Source organism: Stutzerimonas sp. CXK-1 (genome assembly GCF_057738225.1).
This window is the reverse complement of record NZ_CM173217.1, coordinates 3,728,546-3,743,958: the sequence shown is the minus strand read 5'-3', so window position 1 is coordinate 3,743,958 and position 15,413 is coordinate 3,728,546. Positions and strand designations below refer to the sequence as shown.

Below are 15,413 nucleotides of genomic sequence, written 5' to 3'. Positions count from 1 at the left end.
AGTCTCCATTCGTGGCTAGTGCGAATGGGCGCCGTTGATGCGTTCTAGACAAACGCCCCGGTCGAGCCTGACAGGTGTTGACCTGCTGCAGCGCCCCTCGACTGGGTGGCGGGCACGGCCGAAGCGGAGTCGGCCGGGAAAAACGGGCTGAGTATAGCCGCAGCCCGCGGCATTCCCAAGCGCAGCCGCACGAACTCCGTCGCTTGCGGCGGGGTCACACCAGCAGGTTCGAACGGATTGCGCCGCGGCAAGCGGCGCCAGGAGTTTGCCGATGAAGCGGTTTCCGCCTTTGCTCTGTGCTGGCCTGCTTGTCACCCTCAGCCTGCCCGCTGCGGCGCAGTCCTGCTACGTTCACAGCGAGACGTCGGGTGCGGTGCCGGCGCCCGTGGTCACGGAGAAGTGTTTCGAGTTCCAGGGCATCGACGCTGGCGATTCGATGCGCTGGGTCTGCAGCGATACCGAGGCGGTCGGGAATTCTCGCCGCGAGCTGCGCGACAGCTGCCCGGGCGAATACTTCGGCGTGTGCTCGGCGCCGATGACGCCCGAAACCCTGGCCAACGAACAGTCCGCCGGCTCGCAGGCCAAGCAAGAGACCTGGCCGACGCAGGTGCCGCAGGACGCGCGGATCGTCACCTATCACTACCACGCCAGCGATCGTGCCCAGGCCAAGATCGACTGCGAGCGTGCCGGCGGCCAATGGTCGCGCTGAAGCAGCCCTGCTGCATTTGTCCGCGTTGACCCAAGTGGGGATAATCGCCGGCCTTGCTTTCCGCACAGGGTGAACCATGAAGTCGAGACTGTTGTGTCTGTCCGTGATCCTCGCTGCGATCGGCCTGGCTGGCTGTGATCGCATCGATCCGAATTCCCCGCTCGGCAAGCGCAAGGCGATCTACCAGCAGATGCTGGACACCAAGGAGGACCTCGGCGGCATGTTGCGCGGGCGGCTGGCCTTCGACGGGCAGAAGTTCGCCGCGGGCGCCGCCAAGCTGGACGAGTTGTCTCGCCAACCCTGGCAGCATTACCCACAGGTCAAGGAAGAGCAGAGCGACGCGCGCGACGAGGTCTGGCAGAAGCAGGAGCGCTTCCACGAGCTGGCGCGGGCGCTGGAGCAGCAGACCGCGGCGCTGGTGGCGGTGACCACCCGTAAGCCGGTCACGGCGCAGGGCGTCGCGCCGGCTTTCCAGCAGGTCGAAGACGCCTGCGAAGCCTGCCACCAGGAATTCCGCATCTACTGATCGCGGGCGGGCGCCTGCAGGGCGCGCCGAGCCTGGTCCAGTCGCCGCTTGCTGCTCTCGATGCGCCTGGCATCGCCGCCGGCCAGGGCATCGCGCAGCTCGGCTTCCCGGCGTGCCACCTGGCGCGCGGCGCCGTGCTCCAGCGCGCGTTCGCCCTGCAGTCTCACTAACCCGCGGCACTGCTCGTTTAGCTGCAGCAGCCGGTCCTGCAGCGCTGACTGACGCACCTGATCGCCCTGCAGACGTGCCTCTTGCAACGCATTGCCGAGCCGCTCGCGCTGTTCGGTGCAGTGCGCTTCGGGCAACTCCGCAGCGCTTGTGGCAAGGCTGCTGACGAGCAGCGCAGCTGCGGTCAGGAACCGATAGGACATGGTATTGCGCTCTGGCAGTGGGCACCCTGTTATCGACTGCCGGCAGCGGCCGAAAGTGCCTCGCCGTCGGGCGTGTCGAAGCCGGCGATGCCCTGGGCCTGCAGATAGCGGCCCAGCGCCTGGGTCGCCGGATCGCCGAAATAGCGGTGCAGTGCCCGCGCGCGGCCTGGGCCGATGCCCTGGCGTCGCTGCCACTGCGCTTCGCTGAGGCCGGCCAGGCGCGCCCAGTTGTCGCCGGCTTGCGCTGTAGCTCCGGGCGGGGCGCCGAGGGCGCTCAGCCAATGGGCGAACTCCTGTCGGCGCGTCGTGGCAAAGGCGGCGGCCAGGGCCTCGGCGCGCGCCGCGCCGATACCCGGTACCTGGCGCAGGCGGGGCTCGTCGAGCTCCAGCCAGGCGAGCAGATGCGCAAGCAGGCCGGCATCCATCAGCATCCGCCAGGTTCCGCGCGAGACGCCGCGCATTGCCAGCGCGCGGTCGCCGGAGAGCCAGGTCAGGCGGGCCAGAAATTGCTGCTCGCAGCCTTTCGACGGTTGCAGGCAGCTAAGCAGGTGATAACGCGCCGGGTCCGGCGCGTGAATCGCGCTGCGCAAGGGGCTGCGGCTGACCACGCCGTCGACGCGGGGAATGCTCAGCCCGGCCAGAGTCAGCGCGATCTGGTCGCCGGGACGGATGTCGAGCGTCTGCCAGCGCTCGAGTGAACCCAGGCTCACCCGGCCGATACGCCGGTCGTCGAGCTGCACCGGCTCGAGCTGCAGCAGGGGTGTGATGCGGCCCGTGCGACCGATACGGAATTCGAGGGTGCGCACGGTCGCCAGTGCCGAGCGCAGCGGGTACTTCCAGGCCGCCGCCCACGCTGGCGGTTCGGCGCGCCAGCGCGCGGCCGGCGGGCGTTGCGCCTGGCGCAGGACGACGCCATCGGTAGCAAAGGGCAGCGCCTGGCGGTACCAGCGCTGGCGCCATTCGCGCGCCTCGGCAAGGGTCGCCAGCGGCTGGGTCAGGTCCTTGCTCTGGCCGAAGCCCAGCGCCTCGAGCTGCGCCAGCCGCGCCGGCATGCTGGTGGGGCCGCCGGGCCAGTCCCAGACGAACAGGCCGATGCGTTCACCGACCTGTGGCTCGATTCGCTGGCGGCGCAGGGCGCCGGCGACCAGGCTGCGCGCATTGGCGCTGCCGTGTTCGGCCTGGATGTGGCCGTCGAGCCGCCAGTAGAGCTCGCCCTGCAGGATCAGCTCGCCCTGGCTCGGCAGGCGCCTGGCCAGCGCCGGGATCAGTCGGGCATGGCGAGTCCAGTCCTGGCCGCTGCGCCCGTCGCCGCGGCTGATCAGGCGCTGCAGGACGCCATCGCGATAGACCAGCGTCACGGCCACGCCGTCGACCTTGGGCTGAATCCATAAGTTCTTGCGGGTGCGCATCCAGTCGGCCACTGCGCGTTCGTCGGCGAGTTTGTTCAAGCCTGTCTGGGCCACCGGATGCACCAGCGGGCCGCCGGCGGTGGCCAGGGCGTCGGGCGAGGCGATGTGGCCTGGAAAACAGCGTTGCCAGCTGTCCAGCCGAGCGCGCGCCTGGTCGTAGAGTTCGTCGTCGATGAGCGCGACGCCGCGGCGATGATAGGCGTCGTCCCACTCGGCAATCCGCGCGGCGAGCGTGGTGATCTCCCGCTCGGCGCGTTCGGCCGACCACTGAGGGCAGGCGAGTGCGAAGGGTGAGGCGGCGAACAGGAGCGCCGCGATGAAGAGACGTGGCATGGCGAGCATCCTTGCTCCGAACTGACCGGCCCATTTTCGCCCGCCGGGGGCGGTCGCGCCGTGCATCAGCGCATGTTGAACAGTTCCTGATGGAAGTCCTGCGGCGACAGGCCGCGGGCGATCAGATCGTCACGCAGGCTCTGGCCGAAGCTTGCCGGCCCGCAGAACCAGACATCGGCATTCTTCCAGGAAGGCGCCATTTGCCGCAGGCGTTCAGGCGTCAGGCGCCCGTCCTGCCTGGAGACCATCAGGTGCAGGCGCACGCGGGCCTGTTCGGCCAGTTGGCGAATGCGCTCGATGAAGGCCTGATCCGGTTCGCTGGTGCAATAGAACAGTTCGACGTTGCTGCCCCCGCCGGTCAGCGCCAATGCCTGCAGGCGGCCGATGAACGGCGCGATGCCGATACCGCCGGCGACCCAGATCTGCTCGTTGCGCCGCCCGCGGAAATCGAAGCAACCATAGGGCCCCTCCACGGTCACAGCATCGTCTTGCTGCAGGCGCTGCGGCAGGCTGCGGGTGTAATCGCCGATGCCCTTGATGGCAAAGGTGAGCTTGCCGTCGTTGCGCCAGGCCGAGGAAATGCTGAACGGGTGCGGGCCTTCGGCCGGGTCGAAGGTGACAAAGGCGAACTGGCCGGCCTTGTGCCCGGGCCATGCGCCCTCCAGGCCGATATCGACCTGCAGCACGCGGTTGTCCTTGTGGTAGGTGAGCTGTTCGATGCGTCCGACCACCTTGTGCTTGCGCCCGACCTGGCGCGACAGCGACAGGACCGCGGCCCAGCTGCCGGTTGCCAGCAGCAGGCCCATGACCAGGCCGAGCGGGGTACGCCAGTAGGCGAACGGCATCAGCACCACGGAATGGAACACCAGCAGCAGATAGAGCGCCGCCAGCCAGCGGTGGGTCTTGAAGAACCAGCGGTAGGGAAAGCGTTTGATCAAAGCCAGCACGATCAGCAGGGCCGCCCCATAGAAGGCCCATTCGCCGATCGTTTCGGCCAGCCCGCGCTGACTTTGCAGCAGGCCGGCCAGGCCTTCCTGGGCTTGCCGGGCGCCGCGCCGCGCCGGACGCTCCAGCCAGCCGAAGCCGACCAGCCACTTGGGGATCTGTGCCCAGCCCCAGTGGATCACCGCCAGCACCAGGCTGGCGATGCCCAGCCATTTGTGCAGGCGGTAGGTCTTGTCGAGCCCGTCGAACAGCGGCTCCATGCGCACCGGGCGTGCGGCGAGGAAGATCGCCACGCTCATTGCCCCCATCACCAGTACGCCGCTGAAATGAACCATGGTCGAGCGCAAGGGCCAGAACTTGAGCGGCTCGATCAGCAGGTCATCGGCCATCAGCCAGAGCGCGACCAGCGCGGCGAACAGCCCGATAAAGGTCAGTTTGATGGGTTTCATCGCGCCTCCTCGCGCAAGGTTCCATACGGCTCATGCGCAAGCATGCGCCTCCGGTGACATACCGATATGACCGGCGTCAGGTTCTTCCCGGTTCAGCGGGACAGGCCCTGGGTCGCGGTTTTTTTCTACAATCGGCCCCTGGCCCCTTTCGGAGCGAAGAGCCCGTGCAATCCGTGATATCCATCCAGCAGCTCACCAAGACCTATGCCTCCGGGCACCCGGCGCTCAAACGCATCGACCTCGAAATCCACAGGGGCGAGATCTTTGCGCTGCTCGGCCCCAACGGTGCCGGCAAGACCACGCTGATCAGCATCATCTGCGGCATCGTCAACCCGGGCGGCGGGCGCGTGCTGGTCGACGGCCACGACATCGTTCGTGAATACCGGGCTTCGCGCTCGAAGATCGGGCTCGTGCCCCAGGAGCTGTACAACGAGGGCTTCGAAAGCGTCTGGGCCACCGTGCGCTTTTCCCGCGGGCTGTTCGGCAAGGCGCCAGATGATGCCTATATCGAGAAGCTCTTGCGAGACCTGTCGCTATGGGACAAGCGCGACGCGCGCATTCTCGATCTGTCCGGTGGCATGAAGCGCCGCGTGATGATCGCCAAGGCGCTCTCGCACGAACCCACGATCCTGTTTCTCGACGAGCCGACCGCCGGCGTCGACGTCGAACTGCGCCGCGACATGTGGGAGATGGTCCGCGGCCTGCGCGAGCGTGGCGTGACCATCATCCTCACCACCCACTACATCGAAGAGGCCGAGGAAATGGCCGATCGCATCGGGGTGATCAACCGCGGCGAGATCATTCTCGTCGAGGACAAGGCGGTGCTGATGCACAAGCTCGGCAAGAAGCAGCTGACGCTGATTCTGCAGCGACCGCTGGAGCGCGTTCCGGAGGCGCTTGCGGCCTACCGCCTGGAGCTCTCGGCCGACGGCACGCAGCTGGTCTATACCTTCGATGCCCAGCATGAACACACCGGGATTGCCGAACTGTTGCGGCGCCTCGACGAGCACGGCATCGACTTCAAGGACCTGCAGTCGAGCCAGAGCTCGCTGGAGGAAATCTTCGTCAGTCTGGTCAAGGGCAGCCGCACATGAATGTCTACGCGATTCGCGCCATCTATCTGTTCGAGCTGGCACGCACCTGGCGCACCCTGCTGCAGAGCATCGCCACGCCGGTCATTTCCACGTCGCTGTACTTCGTGGTGTTCGGCTCGGCGATCGGCGCGCGGATGGAAGCCATGCACGGCATCCCCTACGGTGCCTTCATCATTCCCGGCCTGGTGATGATGGCGCTGCTCACCGAGAGCGTCTCCAATGCCTCGTTCGGCATCTACATGCCGCGCTATTCGGGCACCATCTACGAGGTGCTCTCGGCGCCGGTTTCCTACGTCGAGATCGTCATCGGCTATGTCGGCGCCGCGGCGACCAAGTCGCTGATCCTCGGCGTGATCATCCTCATCACCGCGCGGTTGTTCGTCGATTACGAGATCCAGCATCCGCTGATGATGGCGCTGTTCCTGGTCCTGACCGCCGTCACCTTCTGCCTGTTCGGCTTCATCATCGGCGTCTGGGCCGATGGCTGGGAAAAGCTGCAGATCGTCCCGGCGCTGATCGTCACACCGCTGGCCTTTCTCGGTGGCAGCTTTTATTCGATCGAGATGCTGCCGCCGCTGTGGCAGAAGATCACCCTGTTCAACCCGGTGGTGTACCTGATCAGCGGCTTTCGCTGGAGCTTCTACGGCATCTCGGACATCAGCGTCGGCGTCAGTCTGGCGATGATCCTCGGCTTTCTCACGCTGTGCCTGGTGCTGGTGTGGTGGATCTTCAAGACCGGGTATCGGTTGAAGAACTGAGCGCGCCGGCTCGAGCCGGGCCGGCCGCGCCGCCCGGCGAACGGGCTGCCGCGGCCGGCCGGGGCAACCGGCTAGAGCCCGTTGGGAAGAAAGCGGGTAGCGCCGGCGACATCGTCGATCCGCTTGATGCGCCGGGCCTTCTCACAGGTCTCGTGGCGATTGTCGGCGGGGCAGTGGCGGTCCAGGAATTCGTCGAGGCCCATGTCGGTGCCGGCGACGCTCAGTACGCGCCGGTAGTAATGCCCTTCGATGCCTTGCGCCTGGCGCTCGGCGGTTCTCGCCTCGTCCACTTCCAGGCGGCCATGCAGGTCGACGTCGGGAACGCTGGCGACCGGTTCTTCCTTCGAACAGGCGGCCAGCAGCAGGCCGGCCGCAGCCAGCAAAACGATACGTGTCATTGGGAGTTCTCGTGAGGGGCCCCGGCCGCCGCCGGGGCCGAGGCGATTATTCGAACAGCCGCTTGGAACGGTTGACTTCGGCTTCGCCGGCGTTTTCCAGCAGGGTCTTGGTGCCGGAGGTCACGTTGCGCAGCGAGTCGGCTTCGGACTGGATCACGTCGGTACGGGCGGCCTTTTCACGCAGCTCCGCATCGATGTAGTCGTTGGCGCGCGACGTCTTGGCGCGTTTGGCCTGCAGTTCCAGGCGTCGCTCTTCCAGCTCGAGCGCGCGCAGTTCGTCCTCGAAGGCCTCTTCGCGAGTGCGCAGGCGCTTGTGCTCGGCTTCCTGAGCGATCCGGCGTTCGTCGGCACGCTTCTGCGCAGCCTGCTGGGCGGCAGCACGCTGGCGGCGCTCGGCCTGTTCACGTGCCTCGGCCTGCGCACGCGCCGCGGCGGCCTGGCGTGCCCGCTCGGCCTCGGCGGCGGCTTCGGCCTGCCGGGTCTGCTGTTCGATCTGATGCAGCTGCTCGAACTGATTGGCGGCCGCGGGCAGCGCGACGAGCAGCGCGCTGGCGGCGACAAGGGCGAGTTTCATGCGTCAGCCCTTCTGCGGCTCGGGACAGGTCGCGTTCGGCTGGATGCGCGTCTCGTTGTTGACGGTCATGACCATCAGGGAGATCTCGCCGGCCTTGAACTCGCAGGGGCGGCCGACCTGGGCCGAGGTGAAGATCTTGCCGGCCTCGGAATAGCCGATGAGTACGCCCGGAACCAGCGAGGTGTCGTTGACCAGCGAACCGGCCAGGGCACCGGCTGCACCGCCGGCGACGCCTCCGACGATGGCGGTGTCGGTGTTGTTCTGGTTGCCGAGCGCTGCGCCGCCAATGGCGCCGAGAAGCCCGCCGACCATCATGGCGGCCTTCTTGTTCTTCTCGTTGCTGACTTTGATCTTCGTCGGCGAGACGGTGATGATTTTCACCGTCCGTGCTTCCTGCTGCGTGTTGACCTGCGAGGCATCGAAGACATCGGCCTGGTATTGCTCGCCGGTACTCTGGCAACCGGACAGCAGTGCGGCGATGGCGAGCGAAAGACAGCAGCGTTTGATCATGATCTTTTTCCTTATCCCTGATCGTGGTTCAGTCCGTGGATATCCTGGCGGATAGCACATTGCCATTATTTTAGGAGTGGCAATTTGCCAAGGTAAAGCGCGGCGGGCCGTGTCTGCGCCGGGCAAGAAGCGCTGCGTGGTGCGTCAGTGCTGGGAAGGGCGGGCCCGCTTGCGGCGCAGTGTCGCAGCGTCGGTCGGCCTGCGGGATGCACGAAAAAGCCCCGCTCGGCAGGTGCCGGCGGGGCTTTTCAGAGAGCGCTTCGCGCGGGGCTTGTTACAGCCCGGCCGCGGCGCGCAGCGCGTCGGCCTTGTCGGTGCGTTCCCAGGTGAAGGCGGTGAAGGTATCGCTACCGACCGTCATTTCGAAGGGCGTGCGACCGAAGTGGCCGTAGGCCGCGGTGGCGCGGTACATCGGGTGTAGCAGGTCGAGCATGCGGGTGATGGCGTAGGGGCGCAGGTCGAAGTGCTCGCGCACCAGGGCGATGATCTTGTCGTCGCCGATCTTGCCGGTGCCAAAGGTGTTCAGCGAGATGGAGGTCGGCTGGGCCACACCGATGGCGTAGGACACCTGGATCTCGCAACGCTCGGCCAGGCCTGCGGCAACGATGTTCTTGGCGACGTAGCGGCCGGCGTAGGCGGCGCTGCGGTCGACCTTGGACGGGTCCTTGCCGGAGAAGGCGCCGCCGCCGTGGCGGGCCATGCCGCCGTAGGTGTCGACGATGATCTTGCGGCCGGTCAGGCCGCAGTCGCCGACCGGGCCGCCGATGACGAACTGGCCGGTCGGGTTGATGTGGTACTGGGTGTCCTTGTGCAGCAACTCGGCCGGCAGGCTGTGCTTGATGATCAGCTCCATCACCGCTTCGCGCAGGTCGCTCTGCATGACGTCGGGGTTGTGCTGGGTCGACAGCACCACGGCATCGATACCGGCGACCTTGCCGTTCTCGTAGCGGCAGGTGACCTGGCTCTTGGCATCCGGGCGCAGCCACGGCAGCAGGCCGTTCTTGCGCGCCTCGGCCTGGCGCTCGACCAGGGCATGGGAGAAGCGGATCGGTGCCGGCATCAGCACGTCGGTCTCGTTGCTGGCGTAGCCGAACATCAGGCCCTGGTCGCCAGCACCCTGGTCTTCCGGCTTGGTGCGGTCGACGCCCTGGGCGATATCCACCGACTGCTTGCCGATGATGTTGATGATGCCGCAGGTGGCGCCGTCGAAACCGACCTCCGAGCTGTTGTAGCCGATGTCGACGATGACGTCGCGCACCAGTTGCTCCAGGTCGACCCAGGCGCTGGTGGTCACTTCACCGGCAACGATGGCCACACCGGTCTTGACCAGGGTTTCGCAGGCCACGCGGGCGTGCTTGTCCTCGGCGATGATGGCGTCGAGCACCGCATCGGAGATCTGATCGGCGATCTTGTCCGGATGCCCTTCGGATACGGACTCGGAGGTGAAAATCGAGTATTCGCTCATCTATCGGTTTCCTAATTACCGGTGGGTGAGGCGGTCGTCAGCGGCGGGCCGGGCAAACGACCGGACCTGGATCTGAAAACCGTTCTTCAAGCCAATGTAGAGACTCTCGCCGGGCGTGAGCCCCGCGGCATCGGCCCAACGGGCCAGGTCGTCCTGTTCGAAGCCCAGCCAGAGATCGCCGCAGGCCTCCCTGGCCCAGCTCTGGTTGTGGCTGCACAGCTCGGTGACCAGCAGGCTGCCGCCCGCCTTGACCAGCCGTGCCAGCTGTTTCAGCGCTTCACCCGGCGCGGCCAGGTGGTGCAGCACCATGTTCAGCACTACGCAGTCGGCGGGCGGGCAGTGATCCTGCAGGGCGTCGGCGAGGCGCAGTTCGACATTGCCGAGGCCCTCTTCGGTACAGCGGGCCCGGGCCAGGTCGAGCATGGCCGGGCTGTTGTCCAGCGCCGTGACACGGGTGAAGCGACCGGCCAGCTCCGGCAGAAAGCTGCCGTCGCCGGGACCGACTTCCAGTGCCGTGGCGCCGGCCTCGAAGCTCAAGGCGTCGAGCAGGGCCACCACGCTGTCACGGTATTGCGGCAGGCCGGCGATCAGGTCTTGCCGAGCCTGAAAGCTGCCGGCCATGCGCGCGAAGAAATCCTCGCTGACCGCGCTGCGCTGGGCATGCACCTTGGCGACACGCGCCTGTACCGCATCCGGCAGCTCGAGGCGGTCGACCTCCTCCAACAGGGCTGCGTGCAGCGCGCCGCCGAGGGCGTCCGGCTGCGGCAGGTGACGCCGGTAGAAGATCGCGTTGCCCTCACGCCGTGTCGCCAGCAGCCCGGCCTGGGTCAGCACCTTGAGGTGATGGCTGATGCCGGACTGGCCGGTCGCGAAAATCTGCGCCAGTTCCAGTACACCGAACGAGTCGTTGGCCAGCACGCGCAGCACATTCAGGCGCAGGGCGTCGCCGCCGGCCTTGCACAGGGCGGCCAGCTGGTCGCAGGCATCGAAACGGATCTGGGATATACGCAGGCTCATAAGCCGCGCAGTCTAGTCGGCTATTTTTCGACCAGCAAGGCCAATATCAAAAAGTTTTGATATTGGCCTTGCCGCACTGCAGCCGCCTCAGTGCAGCAGCCGGGTGATGCCCAGCGAACAGGAGATCAGGCCGAGCCCGAGCAGGAAGTAGTTGGGCAGCACATCGAGCAGCTGCTGGATGCGCCGGCTGCCGCTGATCTGCCGGGACAGCAGGCCGTAGGCGATCAGGATGCTGATATCGATCACCGCCCAGATGACGATCAGCATCGCCGCCTGTGGCGCGAACGGCTCGGCGGGCAGGATGAAGCCGGGCAGAAAGGCCAGAAAGAACAGGATGTCCTTGGGGTTCGACAGGCCGACCGCCAGCGCCCGCCAGAAATAGTGCGAATCGCCCCGCCCGGTCGCGGCTGCTTCGCTGCCGCCGCCGCACAGGCCGTCGCAACCGAGCCAGATCAGGTAGAGCCCGCCGATGACCTGGCCCCATTCGACCACCACCGGCTCGATGTCCATCGCCAGGTAGATCATCAGCAGGGCGCAGATCAGCAGCAGCTGTGCCGAGAGCACACCGCCCAGAATGGTCCACAGCGGCCAGGCCCGCCGGGCATCGGCGACCACCAGGGCGACCACCGGCCCCGGCGAGGCGATCAGCAGGGCGACGGCGGCGGCGAAAGCGAGGTAGGTGGCGTTCATAGCTCGGTCACCAGGTCGTATACCCGCGAGCGGCGTCCCAGCCGTTCGGTGTAGAGGTTTGCGCTGCCGATCGCGAAGGCGCGCTGCATCCAGCGATCGGTGCCATCAAAGGTCGCGCTGAACGGGCTGCGCGCGTGGGCGGTGCGGCGGTTGTCGATGATCAGCAGGTCGCCACTGCACAGGCGCACCGGCTCGGCGACCTCCCAGGCTACCGCCCGCAGATGTTCCAGCCGGGCGCGCGAATGATCGCTGAAGGCCAGCATGAACTGCGGGTCTAGGCGCATAAACGGCCTGTCGGGGTCGCCGTACAGCACGGTCTGATGGCGGTCGATGTCGATGCGCTGGTTCTTGCCCTCGGGTCCGTAGTCGGAAAGGAAGTTGTACGGCTCGCGCAGGAAGAAGGCCTGCTCTTCATAATTCAGCCGCTCGAGGAGGGTATCCACCGAGGCGATGTAGGTGACCGCTTCGGCGGCCGGGTCCTGGCGCAGGCACAGCAGGACCAGGTAGTCGGGCAGCACGGCGTGAAAGGCATTCTCGGTGTGCAGGTCCAGCTCGGTATCGAAGCTGTCGGAGGTCGCGGCGCGGGCCTGCGCTCGCTGCGGGAAGAAGTTGTTGACCAGGCTGCCGTCCGACTCCTGGCGGTAGCCGATGGGCTCGCCCAGCAGGGCGGTTGCCTGCAGCAGCAGGTGCTCGCTGCGCTGATCCGGTTTGCCGAGTGCGTCGCGGCTTTGCGGTGTCGCAGGGATGTCGCCGATCGGCAGGTCTTCGAGCAGCAGGTAGCCGCGCCGGTTGCCGAACAGCCGGAAGTCGACGATCCGCGCGATCTGCTCGGGCGTCAGGCCGCCGTTGCGAATGGCCGTGGTCAGCAGATGGTCAATTTGTTCGTCGAGCATGTCATCCTTCCCTGCGATCTGATTGTTGGAGGCGCCATACAGGCGGCGCCGGCGCAGTATCGACAGGGGCCAAGGGGTTGGAAAAATGGAAAAAAGCAGCGGCAAGGATGAGTTTTAGTCATGCCTGATTCGGCCGCCGGCGCGCCGCGCATGCCGCCGCTCTATGCCTTGCGTGCGTTCGAGGCGGCTGCGCGGCTGGGCTCTTTCACCGAGGCGGGGCTGAGCCTGTGCATCACCCAGAGCGCGGTCAGCCGGCACGTGCGCACCCTCGAGCAGAGCCTGGGCTGCCAGCTGTTCGAGCGCCGCGGCCCGCGCCTGTCGCTGACCGACGCCGGACGCGTGCTGGCGCAGGAGCTCAAGGTGGGTTTTCGCACCATCGAGAACGCCTGCGTCGCGGTGAGTCGCCAGGAGGGCGCGTTGCGCCTGAAGGCGCCGACCACGCTGACCATGCGCTGGCTGCTCGACGTGCTGGAAACCTTTCGCCTCGACCAGCCGCAGGCGCGCGTACAGCTGACCAGCGCCTGGATGGACCTCGATGCGGTGGATTTCGACGGCGAGCCCTTCGACTGCGCGGTGCTGCTGGGCAACGGCAGCTTTGCCCCGGACTGGAAGCACCTGAAGCTGTTCGACGAATGGCTGGTGCCGGTCTGCGCGCCGGCGTTGCTGGGCGATCAACCCTGGGATGCGGCGCGCCTGGCCTGCGCCGAGCTGATCCACCCGTCGCGTGACTGCCGCGACTGGCGGCGCTGGCTCGAGCGGGTCGGGCTGGGCCAGACGATCGCCTGGCAGCAGGGCAAGCTGTTCGACACGCTGGAGCTCGGCATTTCTGCCGCGGCGCAGGGGCACGGGGTGTCGATCGGCGATCTGGCGCTGGTGGCCGCCGACCTCAAGCGTGGCACCCTGGCGTTGCCGTTCGACCGTGCGGTGCGCTCGGGGGACAGCTACTACCTGGTCTGGCCGGCGCGTGGCGATCGCCATCCGGTGCTGGCGCGACTGAAGGACTACCTGCTCGCCCACCTGCCCGACGTGCAGGGGCTGGGCGTACAGCTGCTCGACTGAGCGGCGGCTGGTCACGGCCGTTGTTCGTCCATCCGGTCATTGCCCCTTGCGGTCCCGGTAGGGGAAAATAGCGGCCTTTTTCTCAGTACCACCCCCCGCAGGAGATTCAGCGATGCCCAGCCGTCGTGAGCGAGCCAATGCCATCCGCGCCCTCAGCATGGATGCCGTGCAGAAAGCCAACAGCGGCCATCCGGGTGCCCCCATGGGCATGGCGGACATCGCCGAAGTGCTCTGGCGCGACCACCTCAAGCACAGCCCGACCAACCCCAAGTGGGCCGACCGTGACCGCTTCGTGCTGTCCAACGGCCACGGCTCGATGCTGATCTACTCACTGCTGCACCTGACCGGCTACGACCTGTCGATCGATGACCTGAAGAACTTCCGCCAGCTGCACAGCAAGACGCCGGGCCACCCCGAGTTCGGCTACACCGCCGGCGTCGAGACCACCACCGGCCCGCTCGGCCAGGGCATCGCCAACGCCGTCGGTTTCGCGCTTGCCGAGAAGATCATGGCGGCGCAGTTCAACCGCCCGGGCCACGAGATCGTCGACCACCACACCTACGTGTTCCTCGGCGACGGCTGCATGATGGAAGGCATCAGCCACGAGGTCTGCTCGCTGGCCGGCACCCTCGGCCTGAACAAGCTGGTCGCCTTCTACGACGACAACGGCATCTCCATCGACGGCGAGGTGCATGGCTGGTTCACCGACGACACCCCGCGCCGCTTCGAGGCCTATGGCTGGCAGGTGATCCGCAACGTCAACGGCCACGACGCCGACGAGATCCAGATCGCCATCGAGACCGCGCGCAAGAGCGACCGGCCGACGCTGATCTGCTGCAAGACCATCATCGGCTTCGGCTCGCCGAACAAGCAGGGCAAGGAAGAGTCCCACGGCGCCGCCCTCGGCGATGCCGAGATCGCCCTGACCCGCGAGGCGCTGGGCTGGAACTACGGCCCGTTCGAAATCCCGGCCGAGATCTATGCCGAGTGGGACGCCAAGCAGAAGGGTGCCGACGCCGAGAACGAGTGGAACAAGCGCTTCGCCGCCTACGAGAGCGAGTTCCCGGCCCTGGCGGCCGAGTTCAAGCGGCGCATGGCCGGTGAGCTGCCGGCTGACTTCGCCGAGAAGGCCAGCGAGTTCATCCGTGAAGTGGCCAACAAAGGCGAAACCATCGCCAGCCGCAAGGCCAGCCAGAACTGCCTGAATGCCTTCGGCCCGCTGCTGCCCGAACTGCTCGGCGGCTCGGCGGACCTCGCCGGTTCGAACCTGACCCTGTGGAAGGGCTGCAAGCCGGTGGTACAGGAAGATGCCTCGGGCAACTACATGTACTACGGCGTGCGCGAGTTCGGCATGGCGGCGATCATGAACGGCGTCGCCCTGCACGGTGGCCTGATTCCCTACGGCGCGACCTTCCTGATGTTCATGGAATACGCCCGTAATGCGGTGCGCATGTCGGCGCTGATGAAGCAGCGGGTGATCTACGTGTTCACCCACGACTCCATCGGCCTGGGCGAAGACGGCCCGACCCACCAGCCGGTCGAGCAGCTGGCCAGCCTGCGCATGACGCCGAACCTGGATACCTGGCGCCCGGCCGACACCGTCGAGTCGGCGGTCGCCTGGAAGTACTCGGTCGAGCGCAAGGATGGCCCGAGCGCGCTGATCTTCTCGCGGCAGAACCTGCCGTTCCATGTGCGCGACAACGAAACCGAGGCGGCCATCGCGCGCGGCGGCTACATCCTGAAGAACTGCGTCGGCGAGCCGGAGCTGATCCTCATCGCCACCGGTTCGGAAGTCAGCCTGGCGGTGCAGGCCGCCGACAAGCTGACCGAGCAGGGCCGCAAGGTGCGCGTCGTCTCGATGCCTTGCACCAGCGTGTTCGATAGCCAGGACGCGGCCTACAAGCAGCAGGTGCTGCCGGTCGAAGTTGGCGCGCGTATCGCCATCGAAGCGGCCCACGCGGACTACTGGTACAAGTACGTCGGTCTCGATGGCCGCATCATCGGCATGACCACCTACGGCGAGTCGGCCCCGGCCGGCCAGCTGTTCGAGGAATTCGGCTTCACCGTCGACAACATCCTCGCGGTGGCCGAAGAGCTGCTGGAAGACTGATTCGAGCCGCGGTGGATGACTCTGGTCATCCACCCTACGTCACTCCACCTTTCGTAGGGTGGAAACCCGCGCAGCGGTTTTCCACCGCCAGGATCGACGACTC

Annotated in this window: 16 protein-coding genes and 1 riboswitch; of the genes, 6 read left to right on the top strand and 10 right to left on the bottom strand. The window is 66.7% G+C overall.

Features of this window, described 5'->3' with window-relative positions; genetic code table 11:
- Positions 1 to 19 precede the first annotated feature (19 nt).
- Positions 20 to 105, bottom strand: a riboswitch (S-adenosyl-L-homocysteine riboswitch).
- Positions 106 to 271: 166 nt separating this feature from the next.
- The gene (locus AC0KXH_RS17830; RefSeq protein ID WP_200290545.1) at positions 272 to 709 is read left to right on the top strand and encodes a hypothetical protein; all 438 of its coding nucleotides are present in this window, start codon (positions 272 to 274) and stop codon (positions 707 to 709) included.
- A 76-nt stretch (positions 710 to 785) separates the two neighbouring features.
- On the top strand, positions 786 to 1,235 hold the full coding sequence (locus tag AC0KXH_RS17825; protein WP_043222365.1) for a c-type cytochrome: 450 nt from the start codon (positions 786 to 788) through the stop codon (positions 1,233 to 1,235).
- Here AC0KXH_RS17825 and AC0KXH_RS17820 read toward each other — a convergent pair.
- From AC0KXH_RS17820 to AC0KXH_RS17810, 3 genes are all read right to left on the bottom strand, one after another.
- Positions 1,229 to 1,606: a DUF1090 family protein gene (locus tag AC0KXH_RS17820; RefSeq protein ID WP_488223805.1), complete on the bottom strand. Its 378-nt coding sequence runs from the start codon at positions 1,604 to 1,606 to the stop codon at positions 1,229 to 1,231. The two genes, AC0KXH_RS17825 and AC0KXH_RS17820, sit on opposite strands and share 7 nt — an antisense overlap.
- A gap of 29 nt (positions 1,607 to 1,635) precedes the next feature.
- Positions 1,636 to 3,348 (bottom strand): NAD-dependent DNA ligase LigB, encoded by a 1,713-nt coding sequence (ligB, locus tag AC0KXH_RS17815; RefSeq protein WP_488223804.1) that lies wholly within the window; start codon positions 3,346 to 3,348, stop codon positions 1,636 to 1,638.
- 65 nt (positions 3,349 to 3,413) lie between these two features.
- A complete protein-coding gene (locus tag AC0KXH_RS17810) occupies positions 3,414 to 4,742 on the bottom strand; it encodes a ferredoxin reductase family protein (protein WP_488223803.1) in 1,329 nt (442 codons plus the stop codon).
- A gap of 164 nt (positions 4,743 to 4,906) precedes the next feature.
- Here AC0KXH_RS17810 and AC0KXH_RS17805 point away from each other — a divergent pair, with 164 nt between their 5' ends.
- Both AC0KXH_RS17805 and AC0KXH_RS17800 read left to right on the top strand, forming a co-directional pair.
- Positions 4,907 to 5,836, top strand: a complete 930-nt coding sequence (locus tag AC0KXH_RS17805) for an ABC transporter ATP-binding protein (RefSeq protein WP_043222361.1) — start codon at positions 4,907 to 4,909, stop codon at positions 5,834 to 5,836.
- The gene (locus AC0KXH_RS17800; RefSeq protein WP_061339212.1) at positions 5,833 to 6,594 is read left to right on the top strand and encodes an ABC transporter permease; all 762 of its coding nucleotides are present in this window, start codon (positions 5,833 to 5,835) and stop codon (positions 6,592 to 6,594) included. The genes AC0KXH_RS17805 and AC0KXH_RS17800 overlap by 4 nt, the downstream gene beginning before the upstream one ends.
- A gap of 71 nt (positions 6,595 to 6,665) precedes the next feature.
- On the opposite strand, the gene AC0KXH_RS17795 is transcribed toward AC0KXH_RS17800, so the two are convergent.
- The 7 genes from AC0KXH_RS17795 to AC0KXH_RS17765 form a co-directional block, all read right to left on the bottom strand.
- Positions 6,666 to 6,992 (bottom strand): hypothetical protein, encoded by a 327-nt coding sequence (locus AC0KXH_RS17795; protein WP_061339851.1) that lies wholly within the window; start codon positions 6,990 to 6,992, stop codon positions 6,666 to 6,668.
- 46 nt (positions 6,993 to 7,038) lie between these two features.
- On the bottom strand, positions 7,039 to 7,566 hold the full coding sequence (locus tag AC0KXH_RS17790; protein ID WP_061339214.1) for a DUF5384 family protein: 528 nt from the start codon (positions 7,564 to 7,566) through the stop codon (positions 7,039 to 7,041).
- Positions 7,567 to 7,569: 3 nt separating this feature from the next.
- Positions 7,570 to 8,076, bottom strand: a complete 507-nt coding sequence (locus AC0KXH_RS17785) for a hypothetical protein (protein ID WP_061339215.1) — start codon at positions 8,074 to 8,076, stop codon at positions 7,570 to 7,572.
- Positions 8,077 to 8,350: 274 nt separating this feature from the next.
- Positions 8,351 to 9,541: a methionine adenosyltransferase gene (metK, locus tag AC0KXH_RS17780; protein WP_488223802.1), complete on the bottom strand. Its 1,191-nt coding sequence runs from the start codon at positions 9,539 to 9,541 to the stop codon at positions 8,351 to 8,353.
- A gap of 15 nt (positions 9,542 to 9,556) precedes the next feature.
- Entirely contained in the window at positions 9,557 to 10,558 is a 1,002-nt protein-coding gene (locus tag AC0KXH_RS17775; RefSeq protein WP_313327176.1) for an ArsR/SmtB family transcription factor, read from the bottom strand.
- Between the two features lie 87 nt (positions 10,559 to 10,645).
- Positions 10,646 to 11,248, bottom strand: a complete 603-nt coding sequence (locus AC0KXH_RS17770; RefSeq protein ID WP_041108329.1) for a LysE family translocator — start codon at positions 11,246 to 11,248, stop codon at positions 10,646 to 10,648.
- On the bottom strand, positions 11,245 to 12,141 hold the full coding sequence (locus tag AC0KXH_RS17765; RefSeq protein ID WP_312942430.1) for a TauD/TfdA family dioxygenase: 897 nt from the start codon (positions 12,139 to 12,141) through the stop codon (positions 11,245 to 11,247). The genes AC0KXH_RS17770 and AC0KXH_RS17765 overlap by 4 nt, the downstream gene beginning before the upstream one ends.
- Before the next feature lie 120 nt (positions 12,142 to 12,261).
- Between AC0KXH_RS17765 and AC0KXH_RS17760 the strand changes: the two genes are divergently transcribed.
- Both AC0KXH_RS17760 and tkt read left to right on the top strand, forming a co-directional pair.
- A complete protein-coding gene (locus tag AC0KXH_RS17760; protein ID WP_200290552.1) occupies positions 12,262 to 13,200 on the top strand; it encodes a LysR substrate-binding domain-containing protein in 939 nt (312 codons plus the stop codon).
- Between the two features lie 112 nt (positions 13,201 to 13,312).
- Positions 13,313 to 15,310 (top strand): transketolase, encoded by a 1,998-nt coding sequence (gene tkt, locus AC0KXH_RS17755; protein WP_488223801.1) that lies wholly within the window; start codon positions 13,313 to 13,315, stop codon positions 15,308 to 15,310.
- Positions 15,311 to 15,413 lie beyond the last annotated feature (103 nt).